The sequence below is a fragment of the Streptomyces spirodelae genome (genome assembly GCF_017676385.1).
Taxonomy (GTDB): Bacteria; Actinomycetota; Actinomycetes; order Streptomycetales; family Streptomycetaceae; genus Streptomyces; species Streptomyces spirodelae.
Genome location: NZ_JAFFZN010000001.1, coordinates 400,218 through 414,736 on the forward strand (window position 1 = coordinate 400,218; position 14,519 = coordinate 414,736).

The following is a 14,519-nucleotide window of genomic DNA, read 5'->3' on the forward strand; positions in this document are numbered from 1 at the left end:
GCCGGAATGTTGCCAACCAGTCCCGGGAAATCAAGTCCCGCCGACATTCGGGTCCAGCCTCGATGATCCGGAAAACGATCCTGGCATCGTCACGCTATTTGCAACAGGGTGGGTATACACAAGGACGCTCCGGTGGCTGCCCCCGGTGACGATAGTGCGCAACATGCGACCTACTTTCTTCCGGCGTTCACACGGAGCAACGGATCATCACTCCATGGGGTGACTGTAGGTCAAGGCCGGGGGCTCTCCGCCACCCCGTGGTACGCCGGTGGGAAGTACCAGTTCCCACCCATCCCACCTGCTCCCATTCGATTTCAGGTTCGATGTGACGGTGGAGGCGAACGGGCTCTCCTCATCGGGGATTCCGCGAGTTCGCGCCTCCGATGTCACAGGAAAAGCTGCCTCCCGCACCCCAGGAAAGTGGCATAGGACACATGGCAAAGCGGCGCAGAGGGAAGAGTGGATCATCCCCCTCTGACCGGAATGCCATCACTCGGCTTCTCCGGCAGGCCCGGGCTCGGCGGGATCCACATGACATTCCAGAAGCGGAAGTTCTCCTCAGTTGCCCCCGGAGAGGTAAACCGGGGCTCACACAAGAGGAAACGGCCCGCCTCGCCAGCGTTTCCCGCCGATGGTACGGCAACCTAGAGGCCGGGAAGCCCGGCAATTATTCCACCAGGTTTCTCGATTCCGTGCGGCGCGCATTGGATCTAAGCGATCTGGAATGGCAGACACTGTTGCGCCTGGCGCAGCGCTTGCGCGAAGAAGCTTTGGATGGGCAGCAAGAAGCAGAGCCGAATACCTCGACCGAAGAAATCCCAGAAGCGCTCCGTGCATTCGTGCGGCGCCAGACCTGTGTGGCCTATATCTCCGACTTCCGGTGGGACCTGCTGACCTACAACGAGCAGGCGATCCGTGCCTGCCCCTGGATGCTTCATTGCCCGAACGTGATGGAGTGGGTCCTCACCGACCCAGAGGCACGCACTCAGCTCATCGAATGGGAACATGAATGGGCGCGTCCCATGGTGGCCCAACTTCGCCTGCAGGCCGATCAATGGGGCACTGATACCAGACTGAAGAACGTCATCAGGAGGGTTTGCGCGGACCCCACAGCAGCTGCTCTCTGGCGAGATCCAAACCTTCCTGCGATCTCACATCCGGACGTCACCAGACCACGTCGCCTCTATCTCCCTCGTCACGGAACTCGAATCTTCGACGCGGAGCTGCTGGCAATGGAGCCGCTCGGCAACCCCCGGCTCCGCCTGGTGGCTCTCATGGCCCGAGAAGCTTTCAAGTAAGCCCAACTTCCGCTCGTGAGGCATGGTAAGGGCCTCCGTCGCAGAGCAGAGGCCCTTACCAGGGCGAAGCCCCAGGTGGGGCGGAAGAATCAACCTGTACGCTCCGTACAGCTACCCGCCGATGCCCGGGGACTTCGGTCCCATGACGCTGGTTGTGAGCCACTCGACGTCAACGAGCTGGGCGGTGGAGTCGGAAGCGCGGGGCGGCCGGTCCATGGCTCCTCATTCCCTGTTTCCGCATCACTCTCAGCAGCCGCTCGAACTGTCATATCCTAGGCCGGTGACGCTTCTTGCCGCTGTTACTCAGGAGGCAAATCCCCTTCTCTAGAAGGGGACTCTCACCATGCGGTCCCCCTGCTACACGGTTCAGCGGAGGTAGTGAGGAAGTCTGTTTTCGGCGGCGTCGTGGAACCTTCGCAGTCGATCGTGTTCCTCTTCCATGAGATCCAGGATTTCGTAGGCGTAGGCAGCTGCATCGATGGACCGCCCGGAGGTGATCTCCTCGTAGAGGAGCCACGTGCCGCCGCGGATGACATCCAGACACTTCTCGGCAATGTCCTCCTGTTCGCCGCAGGCGAGGGACTGCAGCACCGCTAGGAGGTTCCGTCGGTGTTCCGTCGGTACATCGGCAGCGAGGGCACTCATCACCATAGAAGCAGTGGGGATGGCAGGCGCCATCAGATTGGACTGGATGTATGCATGATTGTCCGCCCAGTCTTCGCCTGCCCGGTCAGCCGGAGCCTTGGAGAGCGCAGAGAGGAAGTCCCGGGGGATGTGGTCTGCATCCCTGCCGCAACCGCACGTCATGCCGGCCCAGTCGAACCGGGAAATTTCGATCCGGATGATATCCACGTCACCTACTAGTAGCTCTGAGAGTCCCACGGACCCGGGGAATCGTGCTGAACACCGCGCGGGAATTGGAAAGGACTCGGGAAGTCGCTTTGACATTTTGCACATACCGGCTTTGGCTTGACCACGAGTGTTCCGTGGACTTTTTCTACTGTGTACGCGTTGGTGATGCGAACGCTCGCTGCGTCACCCCCGAGCGCGAGGCACACGTTACCTTCCGCGCAGTAGGCCATGCCTGGGAAGCGTCCTCCAGAAGACGCGACCGCAATCTCGCCGGTCCTTACGTTGTATCCGCCTACGTAAGCGCGGGTGCTAGTCCGCCTGGTGTAGTTCTTCAAGGCGAATCCCTCGATCATGTCCTCAGCTCGCTGCATCTGGCTCGCGTGGCTCCAGTTGGGTGGGGCACTGTGAGTTTCGACAACGGCGGGGATCTTCCCGGCGGGACCCCGTGCAGAGGGCAGCTGGGGCATGTCCAGCAGGAGTCCACCAGTGCGTGCCGTGGGCGTCTTGCTCAAGGACGCCTTGAGGCTGTTCCATGCGGGTCCGGTGAGATTGGCGGCACCTCCGCCGGCGGCGCCGATGAGGAGGTCGGTGGGGGTGGTGGGCTGGCATTGGACGGTGTTAACGGCCCAGGTGTATCCGGCGCCGACGCCTGCGTTGACGAGGGTGGAGGTGAGGTAGGCGCGGCCGCCTTGGAGGCCCATGGCGGCGGAGAAGCTGCTGCCTGCGGGGGCGAGGTAGCCGGCGCCCGCGCCGATCAGGGCGCCTTTGCCGCTGGCTTTGGCGAGGTCGCGCCAGTTGAAGTCGTCCCAGTGGTTGAGGGTGTAGCTGGTGCCGCCGATGAGTCCGCCGATGGTGCCGCCGCCGAGGATGCGTACGCACGGTGGGCACAGGCCGGAGGGGTCGGACTGGTTGGCGGGGTCGTTGTCTGCGTAGGCGTAGGGGGACTGGTTGGCGCTGTCCGGGCCGGCGCGGATGGGGTCGGTGGTGGTGAAGCGGTGCTGGGTCGGGTCGTAGCTGCGGGCCCGGAGCAGGAGCCGGTCGGGCAGGACGGGGTCTTTGTACTGGCCGGTGTAGCCGAATGCGCTGGGCTGGCCGCTGCCGCCGCCCTTCTTGCTGTCGGTCTTGCCCCAGGGCCCGTAGGTGTACCGGTGGGTTTCGGTGCCTGTGGTGTCGTAGACGCCGGTGACGGAGTTCTGGCGGTCGTGGGTGAGGTAGGTGTCCTTGCCCGAGCGGTGCGCTGACTGGGGCATGCCGGTGGGGGCGTCCTGGTATTCGGCCAGGAGACTGCCTGCGCCGTCGTACTCGGTGGCGATCTGGGGAAGCGGGCTGTTGATGTCCCAGTGGGTGGTGCGTGCCGGGTTGCCGTTCTTGCGGGTCTGGGTGCGGTTGCCGTCGGCGTCGTAGGTGAAGCTGTAGGTGTCGGCGCCCAGGTCGGCGGTCTTGACGCGCCCGGCCGGGTCGTAGGTGTAGGTGTCGGAGCCGTCCTTGGTCTGGTTGCCGTCGGGGTCGTAGGCGTAGCTGGTGGTGGCCGAGCCGGTCGTGGTTTTGGTGAGCTGGTCGGCGGCGTCGTAGGTGTGGCTGGTGGTCTTCCCGTCGCGGGCCTCGGTCAGCAGGTTGCCGCTCTTGTCGTAGGCGTAGGTGGTACCTGCGCTGGTGGCGTCCAGGCATGAGGTGCCGGAGGTGTCGGTGCAGGTGCGGGTCATGCGGCCCGCGTCGTCGTAGGCGTAGCGGGTTGCGGGACCTTCGGCGGGAGTGTCGGCGGTGATCCGGCCCTCGGCGTCGCGGGTGAAGGTGCGCTTCCCGGCAGGGGTGGTCAGGGAGGCCAGGCGACCTGCCGCGTCGTAGGCGCGCGTCTCGCCCCGCCCGGTGTCGGTGGGCAGGGTGGTGGAGGTGAGGTTGCCCGCGGCGTCGTAGCCATAGGTGACGGTCTTGTAGTTGAACCGTTGGCTGGTCACCCGGCCGTTGTCGTCGAAGCTGCGCCGGTAGTCCTCTCCCTCGGTGTCGTACCGGTATCTGACGCGGCCTGCCTCGTATCGGTATTTGAACGCCTTGGGTGCTCCTGGGGCGGTGATGGAGGCCAGTTGCCCGTCGTCGTAGGTGAGGGTGCGGGTCCCTGTCGCGTCGGTGACCTTTGTGGGGCGGCCGAGTTCGTCGTAGGTCAGGAGAGTGTCGGGGGTGTCGTCGGAGTAGTCCACCTTCGTGGTGCGGCCGAGGGGGTCGAAGGCGGCGCTGATCGTTTGCCCGCGGGCGTTGGTCGCCCGGGTCAGGTTGCCTTCCGCGTCATAGGCGGCCCGCACTGTCCGTTTGAGAGGGTCGGTGGTCGAGGTCCGGCGCCCCTCGGCATCGTGGCCGAAGCTGGTGGTGTGCCCCTCGGCGTCGGTGGTCGTGGCGAGGTAGCCGGCGGAGTCGTATCCGAGTGTGGTGGTGCCGCCGTCGGGGGCGGTGACTTTGTCGACCCGGTGCAGTGCGTCGAAGGCGTAGCGCGTCGTGTGTCCGGTGGCGTCGGTGGCAGCGGTGCGGTTGCCGTAGGCGTCGAAGACCGCTGTGCGCCGGTTGCCCAGGGGGTCGGTGATGCTGACGGGGTTCGCGTCGGCGTCGTAGCCGAACTTCCACGTGAAATCCGCGGGGTCGGCACCCTGCTCACCTCCCCGGGGATCGACCGTGGCCATCAGCAGGCCGTCCTGGTCGTAGGCGTGGGTGGTGCGCTCTGACAGAGGGGATACCTCGGCGGTCAGGTTGCCGTCGGCGTCGTACTCGAACTTGGTGGCCTCACCGTTCTTGGACTCGGCCGAGATGAGTCGCTGGTTCGCGTCGTACTTGAGGTTGCGGACCTTGTAGAAGGCGTTCTGGATACGTGTGACGTTGCCGTTGTCGTCGTAGGTGACCTGGCGGGTCTGTCCGAGGGGGTTGGTGGTGGAGACCGGCCGGTTCTCGGCGTCGTAGGCGATGGCGGTGGTGTGCTTGAGCGGGTCGGTCACCGTGATGAGGTTGCTGACCTTGTCGTAGCCGTACCGCCAGGTGTGCTTTCCCGCATCGGCTCCGTCGATGTGTCCGCGTGCGGTGACGGTGGTGACGCGGCGTCCGCCCTTATCGTAGGTGTGGGTGGTCTTCGCTCCCGTGCGGTCGGTGAACGAGGACAGGTGCCCCAGGGCGTCGTAGGCGTACGTGGCTGTCTTGCCTGACGGATCCTTCCAGGCCACTTTCCGGTTCGCCGCATCGTAGCGGTAGCTGGACACACGCTCCGCCGCGTCTGTGACGGTGGTGAGGTTGCCCGCCTCGTCATACCCGTAGGACGTCGCATCACCGTAGAGCCCGGTGATCTTGGTCAGACGGTCGGCCGCGTCGTATGCGTAGCGCGTGGTGAAGTCTGCGGCATCCGCGCCCTGTTCGTTGCCCCGCGGGCTGGTGACCGTCACCGCTCTGCCCGCCTGGTCGAAGGCGCGGGTGGTCTTACGCCCCTCCGGGCTGGTTACCGAGACCTGGTTACCGGCAGCGTCATAGCCATAGGTGGTAGTGCCGCCTCCGGGCGAGGTCACCGTCTTGGGGAGGCCGGAAGCGGTGTAGGTGAAGCGGGCGGTGTGCCCGCTCGGGTCCTCGACCGAGGTCAGTAGGTGGTTCGCGTTGTAGGCGTAGCTCCACTCGTTGTACTCACCGTCCTCGTAGGAGGAGACATTCCCGTCCGCGTCATAGCTCCAGGACTCATCCCCATCCGCCGTACGGCGCTCGGTCTGCCGCCCCTGCTTGTCGTACTCCCAGGAGGTGTAGCGCAGCAGGGCGTCCATGGCGCTGGTCCGGTTGAAGTGCCGGTCGTAGCCGTACTGAACCTGGTTGCCGAACGGATCGAGCTGCGCGAACAACACGTTGTCGTGGTAGATGTCCGTCCACACCCCGCCGTCGGGCGCCGTGACGTCGACCTGGTCGAAGACTCCTGTCTTCGTGTACGCGAAAGATGTCTTCCCGCCAGAAGCATCGGTCTGCGAGGTGACCCGGTTCTTGTCGTCGTACACGTTGACCGCGCGGACGTTGCCGCGCTCATCGGTGATCTTGCTCAGATGGCGGTCGGCGTCGTATGCGTAGTGCTCGGTTTCGCCGTCCGTGCCCGTCACGCTGCTCAGCAGGTCATCGGTGTAGGCGTACTTGACGCTTCGTCCGTCGGCGAGCGTCAGCTTCGTCAGCCGGTCACCGGAGTAGGAGAGGGCGACCGTGCGTCCCGCGGCATCGCGGATGGTGGAGACTCGCCCGCTGGAGTAGGTGAACTCCAGTCCCTGCCCTGCCTGGCTCTTCAAGGCTGTCAGCCGGCCGGAGGCATCGAACGAGTAGGTGCGATGGTCTCCAGTGGTCAGCCGGTAGCCCGCGTCCGTTGCGGCGAGTCGGGAGCGCGCCCAGTCAGGTGTGGAGTAGTCGCCGTCCTCCTGCTTGGCGTACAGGTGACGTGCGCCGCCCTCGCCGTGCAGGACGATATCCCCGTCCTCCTGCTTGTGCAGGGACACCTCCCAGGGCAGGAGCCATCCGCGACCGAGAGCGCCGCTGGTGGTGACGTCGGACGAGTAGGTGCGCTTCGCCTCGAACGCCACCCCAGGCGCTGGCACGCTCGCATCCGTGAGGCACTCGGTGAACGTTCCGGTCGAGGTGTTGATCGGGTCGGCTCGCAGCACGTCTGCGCGCGGGGCCCCACTCGCATCGCCGCACAGCCCGCCTCGCGCCGGGCCGTTCGCCAAGCTCGGTACCACCTGGAAGCCGACGTAGGCCGCCGCCGCGCTGCCGACCGGACTGTCGGGGTCCTCCAGCACCTCCGCGTGTGCCCAGATGAGCACCTGGTTCTGCGAGCTTGAGCACGGCTCGTCCGGGATGGGGATCTGCGCGGAGACCACCGGCGGCTTCGGCCCGTCCCTGCTGCTGTCGTCTCCCCAGCTCGGAGCGCTGACCACCTGGTCGAAGTCATAGGTGATGTCCTCACCCGTCGTACAGCGCTCCACCTCCCAGGTGACCTTCACATCCCGCCACTCCACCTCGTCGTTCTCCGGCCCGAGGTTCCACACCGAAGCCGACAAAGTGATCGGCTCCCCCGGCACAGCGACACCGTTGCGATGGGACACGTTCAGCGAACCCGCGCCATCCCACGCCGCCTTGGCCCCGAAGGGATCCTGCGCCATCAGCGGCACGATCATGCCCGTGTTCTTGATCTCCCCCGACGCACTCGTGACAGCAGCGCGCCTTCTCTTCCCCGGTCCTGCGGCACGTGAAGACTCCACCCGCTTCACGTCATCCGCAGTGGCCCTCTTCCCCGTGCTGTTCGCCAGAGCATGCGCCTTGGCGTCTCCAGCGCGCAGCCTGGTCTGCTCCCGGCGTTCTTTCAGAGACATCGGCTCCTGATGAGCCGCTGGCTGGGGCGCCGCCCCCACCCGGTCTCCGGCGCCACCGTCCTGCTGATCCGTCGACAGGCGCAACAGCCAGCCCCCGCCTGCCACAACGGACAACACCAGCAGCACAACAAGCAGACGCACCCGCACGGAAGCAGCGGTCAGCACAATCCCCCCATAGGATCGACACAGCAAGCGCGCACCTATGTGCGAACTGTGAACATCAGACTCGGCTCACTGTGCTGCGATCGACAATGCCGCCTATCTGTAAAAGTCGGACACGTCTCAGAGTCGAAGCAGTGATCGTTACCCTGCCGTGATGTCGCTCTCATGTCCGACCCTCACTGAGTCAGGAATTCTTATTGGCTGGCCCCACCTCACTCTTGGCGACCACCCCCGTGGACAGGCCGTCGTCGGGACGGTCGTCGGTTCCGTCATCGCTGAGGCAGCCTCGCCATCCTGCGATGCCCCGATGAAACCGCCATGAAATAGAGAACGCAGCACCCACGCGTCGATAGGGTGCGGTGGTGATGGGTGACGCAGGCAAGCTCGAATCAGCGAGTCTCTCCCCGAACGAGCTGGCGGAGATTGCCGCCGCGTTCGGACTTGGTGAGGTCGATGAGCCCCAGGTCTTCCGCCGAATTGTCCAGGTCCCACAGCCGCAGATGAGCGGAGACGACCTGCTTCGCGCAGCGAACCGCCCTGGGGGTCACGATGAGGTCCATCTCCAGCTGCCCCGGGCGGCTCTGGCTTCGTTCGTGCACGCCAGTTACGTCGAACCCTGCGGTGTCGAGATGGTTCGGCATTGCGAGTTCCATTTCGTTGGTCCGAAACCTCGGCAGAGGTCTCTGGTTGCGGTGTGTACTTGCGTTGCGGCAGTCAGCAACCATTGAGACAGCGCACGGGATCGATGTGCAGAGGTCGATGCGGACGCCTTCAGGCATCCGCATCAGGACGACGAGGACAGCCAATGCCTCAGCCGGAGAAGGCCCTTGATCCGAGCAACTCACCCCAGGAGTGGTTCGGCCATGAGCTGCGACTGCGCCGCAAGGAACGCGGTTTCAGGACAGCTGCGTCCCTTGCGGGAGAAGTGCAGGTCAGCGTTGATGTGATCTTGAAAATCGAGAAGGGGACGTACCGATGTCCGCGCGACCTGGCCCCCAGGCTCGACGAAGCCCTGGGGACCGGAGGGCTCTTCATGCGGGCCTGGGCGATGGTGTACGGCGATGCGGATAAAAGGGCTGCCGAAGCGGATAAGAGGGGCCGACGGCCGGGGAACCGTAACCCGGTGGCCGGGGCAGGCCGCATCCTGGATGCAGATACCTCATCCGTGTCGACCGGGAGTCCTGAGCCTGTGGACCGTCGTTCCTTCTTCGCCGTCGGCAGCCTGGCCGCCCTCGCCCCCCTGGACCTCGCTCATCTGATGGGTGGGACGGGCCAGCTTCCTCTGCCGAAAAAGATCACTTCCCGGGAGATCCAGCAGCTCCTGTCCATCGCTGACGGTCTGCACAGCTGGGACCATGCTCACGGCGGGGGCGGCCTCGTCGGCGAGCTCGCAACAGGGGCCATGCAGTGGGCCGTGCGCCTGCTGTCACTCGACTGCCCCGAATCCCTGCGACAGCAATTTCTCACCGCCATAGCGCGCCTGGGCATCGTTGCGGGCGCCAGCCACTTCGACACGTACGAGCACGATCAAGCACGTGTCTCCTTCAAGGTGGCTGTGGAGTGCGCGGAGGAAGCCAGGGACTGGCACCTGCGCGCCAAGGGCTGCTCCTTCCTTGCTCGCCAGGCCATCTGGGTAGGTGACCCCGACGGTGGACTCACGCACGCGGAAAAGGGCCTGGTGCGCTCCGACCGACTGACCGCAACGGAGCGGGCCATGCTTCACACCGCCCGGGCTCGCGCGTTCGGGAAACTCCGCAACCCACGCGAGACACTGGCCGCTGTCGGAGCCGCCGACGACGCCTTCGCACAGCGCCGCCCCGACCAGGACCCGCCGTGGATGGCCTACTACGACGAAGCCCAGCACAACGGCGACACCGCACACGCTCTCTTCGACCTGGCCGTCGGCGTGGACGGGTACAACCCTCAGCATGCCGGCCAGAGATTCCAGGCAGCCGTCCGAGGACACGATCCGGCCTTCACGCGCTCAAGAGCGATCTCCTGCACGAAGCTGGCCTCACTCGTCATGGCCAAGGGCGACCCGCGGGAGGCAGCCGACATCGGCCACAAGGCCATTGCACTCGCGGGCCCACTGACCTCCCGGCGAGCGGCCGACGACCTTCGCGAGCTGGGCCGCTACGCCTCCCGCCACAAGGAGATCCAAGAAGCCGCTGTTCTGCGGGAACGGATCACCGCTACCTTGCAAACATGACCACCGAGGCAGCCCCCGCCCTTGACGCTCTCGCCCAGGCGTGCGCCCTCGTCGGCCTCAACTCACAGGGCGCCGAACCGGTGCGCATCGCCGAGAACCAGATCTGGCGGCTGCAGGAAGGCGTGGTCGCCCGCATAGCGCGGGCGGGCCAGCTGCACACCGCACAACGCGAGGTGCGCGTCGCCCGATGGCTTACGGACCATGGCGTCCCCGCCGTCCGCGCCGCCAGCGTCCAGCAGCCAGTAGAAACCGACGGACGCCCCGTGACCTTCTGGGAAGAGCTCCCACCCAGCGAGCACGGCACCGTCTCAGACGTAGCGCTTCTCCTGAAGCAGCTGCACTCGCTGCCGGAGCCCGACTTCAACATCGGCACTCTGGACCCCTTCGTGCGCGTCTCCGCCCGGCTGGACGCCGCGACGACGCTCCCGGACCAGGACGTGCGCTGGCTGCGCGGTCTCCACCGGGAGCTCGAAACCGCATGGGCCGAACTGCCTGCCGGCCTGCCGACCTGTGCCGTCCACGGCGACGCCTGGCCCGGAAACATCGTGCGCACCTCTGCGGGACCGCTGATGATGGACCTGGAACGCTTCTCTCTCGGCCCACCCGAATGGGACCTGGTCTCCAGCGCAGTTCGGGCCAGGACAACCGGAGCGGTATCACCGCAGGAATACGAGGAGTTCTGCCACACGTACGGCCACGACGTCACCGACTGGGCGGGATACCCGACCCTGGCAGGAGCACGCGAACTGCGCATGGTCACGTACGCAGCACAGCATGCGGCATCCCACCCGGAATGGCGCACCCAAGCCCAGCACCGCGTCGACTGCCTGCGGGGACGCTGCGGACCACGTCCTTGGCAGTGGGAGGGCATTCCATAAACGACCGCAACGGTTCCGCCGCTGAGCCTCGTCCATCAGAGCATCAACCAACATGCCAGCTGCCATGGAACTGTGGCTGGATACTCAGCTGACGTCCCAGGCCCTATCCTCAACAGACACCTCATACGCCAAACTCGCGGCCGGGGTCGGTATCCGCACCACCGTCGACTACCGCTACATCACCGAAGCCATCGGCCTCCTGGCCGCACTCAGGTTGTTGACGAGCGTCGAATCAAGTGACAAGTAACCCTCGAGTAGTTTTCTCGGCCGAAGGACCGGCCCCTTGTCCGGACGTGGCGAGCGAACCCTCATGCAAGATCGATACCAAGGCCTGAAGCGCGCCCACGAGTGCCGCGCGCTGGATCGTGACCAGGCGTTCTCTCTCGCGTCCCCGCCGACCTCAGCGCGCGGCCATGACGCCCCACACGCTGCAGTGGTGCCGCCTCCAGTAGCGTGAGAGCGAAGTAGACGCCACCCGGTCAGCGCGCACTCCTCCCAGAGGCGCCGGCCGGGCTCAGCAATCCACTGGTCGCCCGAGAGGCAGCACAGCCCCGGCACGTGCGTAACAGATGCGTGACGGCCAACGCTCTACGCGAGAGACTGTCCGAGACGGACGATACCGCTCAGTAGTTCGACTGATTCGCCGTCAGCAAACTCAGCAACAACTCAGCATCAGCCCCGACAGTCCCCGCTCCAAGGCGCCACGAAGCGCCGAGATCAACACCCCCTCGATCCACCGCCAACCTGTTGCGACCTGCAAAAACGCCGTTCACAGCGGCAGCTGCTACCCTCGCGTGGAGGTACACATGAGAATGCTGATCAACGTTCCCGAATCGGTCGTGCCCGATGCGTTGCGCGGGATGGCGGCGGCTCATCCGGAGCTGACGGTGGACGTCGACCGGCGGGTGGTGGTCCGCAGAGACGCGCCCGTGGCCGGGAAGGTGGCGCTGATCTCGGGCGGGGGTTCGGGGCACGAACCGCTGCACGGCGGATTCGTGGGGCCGGGAATGCTGGATGCCGCGTGCCCGGGCGAGATCTTCACCTCCCCCGTCCCCGACCAGATGGTCGCCGCGGCGGCGGCCGTGGACAGCGGCGAGGGCGTGCTGTTCATCGTCAAGAACTACACCGGGGACGTCCTCAACTTCGACATGGCCGCCGAACTGGCCGAGGACGAGGGGATGCGCGTCGCCAAGGTGCTGGTCGAGGACGATGTGGCGGTCACCGACAGTACGCACACGGCCGGGCGCCGCGGTACCGGCGCCACCCTGTTCGTGGAGAAGATCGCGGGCGCGCTCGCCGCCGAGGGAGCCCCGCTGGAGCGGGTGGAGGCCGTCGCGCGCCAGGTGGCCGAGTCCGCACGCAGCTTCGGAGTGGCGCTGAGCGCCTGTACGACGCCCGCGAAGGGCAGCCCGATGTTCGAGCTGCCGCCGGGCGAGCTGGAGTTGGGCGTGGGCATCCATGGCGAGCCGGGCCGTGAGCGGCGGGCGATGATGACCTCCGGCGAGATCGCGGATTTCGCCGTCGACGCCGTGCTTGAGGACCTGCGGCCGGAGGAGCCGGTGCTGGCCCTGGTCAACGGTATGGGTGCGACACCGCTGCTGGAGCTGTACGGCTTCTGCGGCGAGGTCCACCGGGTGCTGGCCGAGCGGCGGATTCCGGTCGCCCGTACGCTCGTCGGCAACTACGTGACCTCGCTGGACATGGCGGGCGCCTCCGTGACGCTGTGCCGGGCCGACGAGGAGCTGCTGCGGCTCTGGGACGCGCCGGTGCGCACCCCGGGGCTGCGGTGGGGCGCCTGAGCCCACACGGGACAGCGGCGCGACATCGCGGCGCGCGGCGCGGCGATGGAGCAGTACCGCGTTACAACAACACAGCATTCGCACCACTACGGCAGCAGGACCGGGACCGGGACAGCGGCGAAGGAGCAGGAGTGAGCGGCAAGGTGACGAACGACGCCGGTGGGTCCGGCGAAGGTGGCGAAGGCACGAGCGAGCTGGACGCCGCCTTCTTCGCGCGCTGGATGACGGCCACCGCCGACGCGGTGGCCCGGGAGGCCGACCGGCTGACCGAGCTGGACTCGGCGATCGGCGATGCGGACCACGGCGAGAACATGCGCCGCGGTTTCGAGGCGGCACGCGCGGAGTTGGGTGAGGAGATTCCCGCGACGCCGGGTGCCGTGCTGATGACGGTGGGCAGGAAGCTCGTCTCCACTGTCGGCGGAGCATCCGGGCCGCTGTACGGAACGCTGCTGCGCCGCACCGGCAAGGCGCTCGGCAGCGGGGAGCGGGTGAGCCGCGAGGAGCTGGCCGGCGCGCTGAGCGCCGGTGTCGAGGCGGTGGCGCAGCTGGGTGGTGCCGCCGCGGGTGACAAGACGATGCTCGACGCGCTGTTCCCCGCCGTCGAGGCGATGACGGACAGCGGCGGCAAGGACTTCGAGGCCGCACGTGCGGCGGCGGAGCGGGGCGCGGAGGAGACCGTGCCGCTCCAGGCGCGCAAGGGCCGGGCCAGCTACCTGGGCGAGCGCAGCGTCGGGCACCAGGACCCCGGGGCGACTTCAGCGGCGCTGCTGATGGCCGCTTTGGCGGCCGCGGACACCGCGCAGGGCGCGGGACCCGGCGACAGCGGCGGGAGTGAGTGAGCGTGGCGGAGGCGAAGGAGACGAAGCAGGTCGGGATCGTCCTGGTCTCGCACAGCAAGGAGGTCGCCGACTCGGTCGCACAGTTGGCCGCCGGTCTCGCCGGGGTGCCGGACGCTCCGGTGGCGGGCGCGGGCGGGCGGCCCGACGGGGGACTGGGCACCAGCGAGGAACTGATCGTCGAGGCTGCTCGACAGGTGGACCAGGGAGCAGGTGTCGCGCTCCTGGTCGATCTGGGCAGCGCGGTACTGACCGTCAAGGCGCTGCTGGCCGACGGCGACGAGCTGCCCGAGCCCGCGCAACTGGTGGACGCCCCGCTGATCGAGGGTTCCGTGGCCGCCGTTGTCACGGCCGCGGGCGGCGGCGATCTGGCTGCGGTGGCCGCGGGGGCGGAGGAGGCGTACACCTACCGCAAGGTGTGAACGGCGGGGCGGCGCCGCAGGGTGTGCACAGCGCGGCGGCTCCGGTGGGGCCGGGTGTACCGGGCCCCACCACCGCTCCCGGTCCCCGTCTCAGTCCCCGGCGGGCGGGGACGCGGCGAACCAGGCGGGGCCTTCCTGGGTGGCCTGCTTGATGCGGAAGTGCGCGTACTCCTTCATCGTCGGCAGTTCGTCCAGGCCGAACCAGCCGACTTCCAGCGACTCGTCGTCGTTGACCCGCACCGCGCCGGCCGCCTCCGCGTCGGCGCGGCAACGGAAGGTGATGTCCATGAACTGGCAGACATCGCCGTTGGGATAGGTGATGGGTTTGTCCAGGCCGTAGACAGAGACGACGCGCTCCGGCACACAGCGCACATTGGTCTCCTCGAAGACCTCACGCACCGCGCAGTCCGCCGGCTGCTCGCCGGGCTCCGGGATACCGCCGATCACCGACCACCGGCCGGTATCGGCGCGCCGCCCGAGGAGCACCCGCCGCTGGTCGTCGAAGACGATGACGCTGACGCCGGGCAGGTAGAGCAACTGGTGCCCTGCGGAACGCCGCAGGTCGCGGATGAATTCGGGTGTGGCCATGCCCAGACCCTACGCCGCGGTCGCATGACCGCTACGGCAGGTCGGTCCGCGTGCCGGTCGCGCAGGAGCCACAGGCCGGTGCGCCGCAGACAATCACCCCACCCCCGTCAGC

11 protein-coding genes are annotated in these 14,519 nt (G+C 66.9%); 7 read left to right on the forward strand and 4 right to left on the reverse strand.

Features of this window, described 5'->3' with window-relative positions; all coding sequences use genetic code 11:
* Nucleotides 1–434: 434 nt before the first annotated feature.
* Nucleotides 435–1,298 carry an MmyB family transcriptional regulator gene (locus JW592_RS01835; protein WP_209263024.1) on the forward strand — a complete coding sequence of 288 codons (864 nt, stop codon included), beginning with the start codon at nt 435–437 and terminating at the stop codon, nt 1,296–1,298.
* Between the two features lie 366 nt (nt 1,299–1,664).
* On the opposite strand, the gene JW592_RS01840 is transcribed toward JW592_RS01835, so the two are convergent.
* From JW592_RS01840 to JW592_RS01850, 3 genes are all read right to left on the reverse strand, one after another.
* Nucleotides 1,665–2,180, reverse strand: coding sequence for a hypothetical protein (locus JW592_RS01840; RefSeq protein WP_209263025.1), 516 nt, complete (start codon nt 2,178–2,180; stop codon nt 1,665–1,667).
* The gene (locus JW592_RS01845) at nt 2,159–7,303 is read right to left on the reverse strand and encodes a DUF6531 domain-containing protein (RefSeq protein WP_209263026.1); all 5,145 of its coding nucleotides are present in this window, start codon (nt 7,301–7,303) and stop codon (nt 2,159–2,161) included. The genes JW592_RS01840 and JW592_RS01845 overlap by 22 nt, the downstream gene beginning before the upstream one ends.
* 761 nt (nt 7,304–8,064) lie before the next feature.
* Nucleotides 8,065–8,316 (reverse strand): hypothetical protein, encoded by a 252-nt coding sequence (locus JW592_RS01850; RefSeq protein ID WP_209263027.1) that lies wholly within the window; start codon nt 8,314–8,316, stop codon nt 8,065–8,067.
* A 164-nt stretch (nt 8,317–8,480) separates the two neighbouring features.
* On the opposite strand from JW592_RS01850, the gene JW592_RS01855 reads away from it, so the two are divergent.
* From JW592_RS01855 to JW592_RS01880, 6 genes are all read left to right on the forward strand, one after another.
* Complete coding sequence (locus tag JW592_RS01855; protein ID WP_209263028.1) at nt 8,481–9,884, forward strand: helix-turn-helix domain-containing protein; 1,404 nt, start codon at nt 8,481–8,483, stop codon at nt 9,882–9,884.
* Nucleotides 9,881–10,762 (forward strand): aminoglycoside phosphotransferase family protein, encoded by an 882-nt coding sequence (locus tag JW592_RS01860; RefSeq protein WP_209263029.1) that lies wholly within the window; start codon nt 9,881–9,883, stop codon nt 10,760–10,762. Before JW592_RS01855 ends, JW592_RS01860 begins: the two co-directional genes overlap by 4 nt.
* 64 nt (nt 10,763–10,826) lie before the next feature.
* Nucleotides 10,827–11,009 (forward strand): hypothetical protein, encoded by a 183-nt coding sequence (locus tag JW592_RS33510; protein WP_372446437.1) that lies wholly within the window; start codon nt 10,827–10,829, stop codon nt 11,007–11,009.
* A 559-nt stretch (nt 11,010–11,568) separates the two neighbouring features.
* Nucleotides 11,569–12,561, forward strand: coding sequence for a dihydroxyacetone kinase subunit DhaK (dhaK, locus tag JW592_RS01870; protein ID WP_209263030.1), 993 nt, complete (start codon nt 11,569–11,571; stop codon nt 12,559–12,561).
* A 221-nt stretch (nt 12,562–12,782) separates the two neighbouring features.
* Complete coding sequence (gene dhaL / locus JW592_RS01875; protein WP_209263138.1) at nt 12,783–13,400, forward strand: dihydroxyacetone kinase subunit DhaL; 618 nt, start codon at nt 12,783–12,785, stop codon at nt 13,398–13,400.
* Nucleotides 13,401–13,402: 2 nt separating this feature from the next.
* Nucleotides 13,403–13,819: a PTS-dependent dihydroxyacetone kinase phosphotransferase subunit DhaM gene (locus JW592_RS01880; RefSeq protein WP_209263031.1), complete on the forward strand. Its 417-nt coding sequence runs from the start codon at nt 13,403–13,405 to the stop codon at nt 13,817–13,819.
* 90 nt (nt 13,820–13,909) lie between these two features.
* Here JW592_RS01880 and JW592_RS01885 read toward each other — a convergent pair whose 3' ends face one another.
* Nucleotides 13,910–14,407, reverse strand: coding sequence for an NUDIX hydrolase (locus JW592_RS01885; RefSeq protein WP_209263032.1), 498 nt, complete (start codon nt 14,405–14,407; stop codon nt 13,910–13,912).
* Nucleotides 14,408–14,519: the final 112 nt, after the last annotated feature.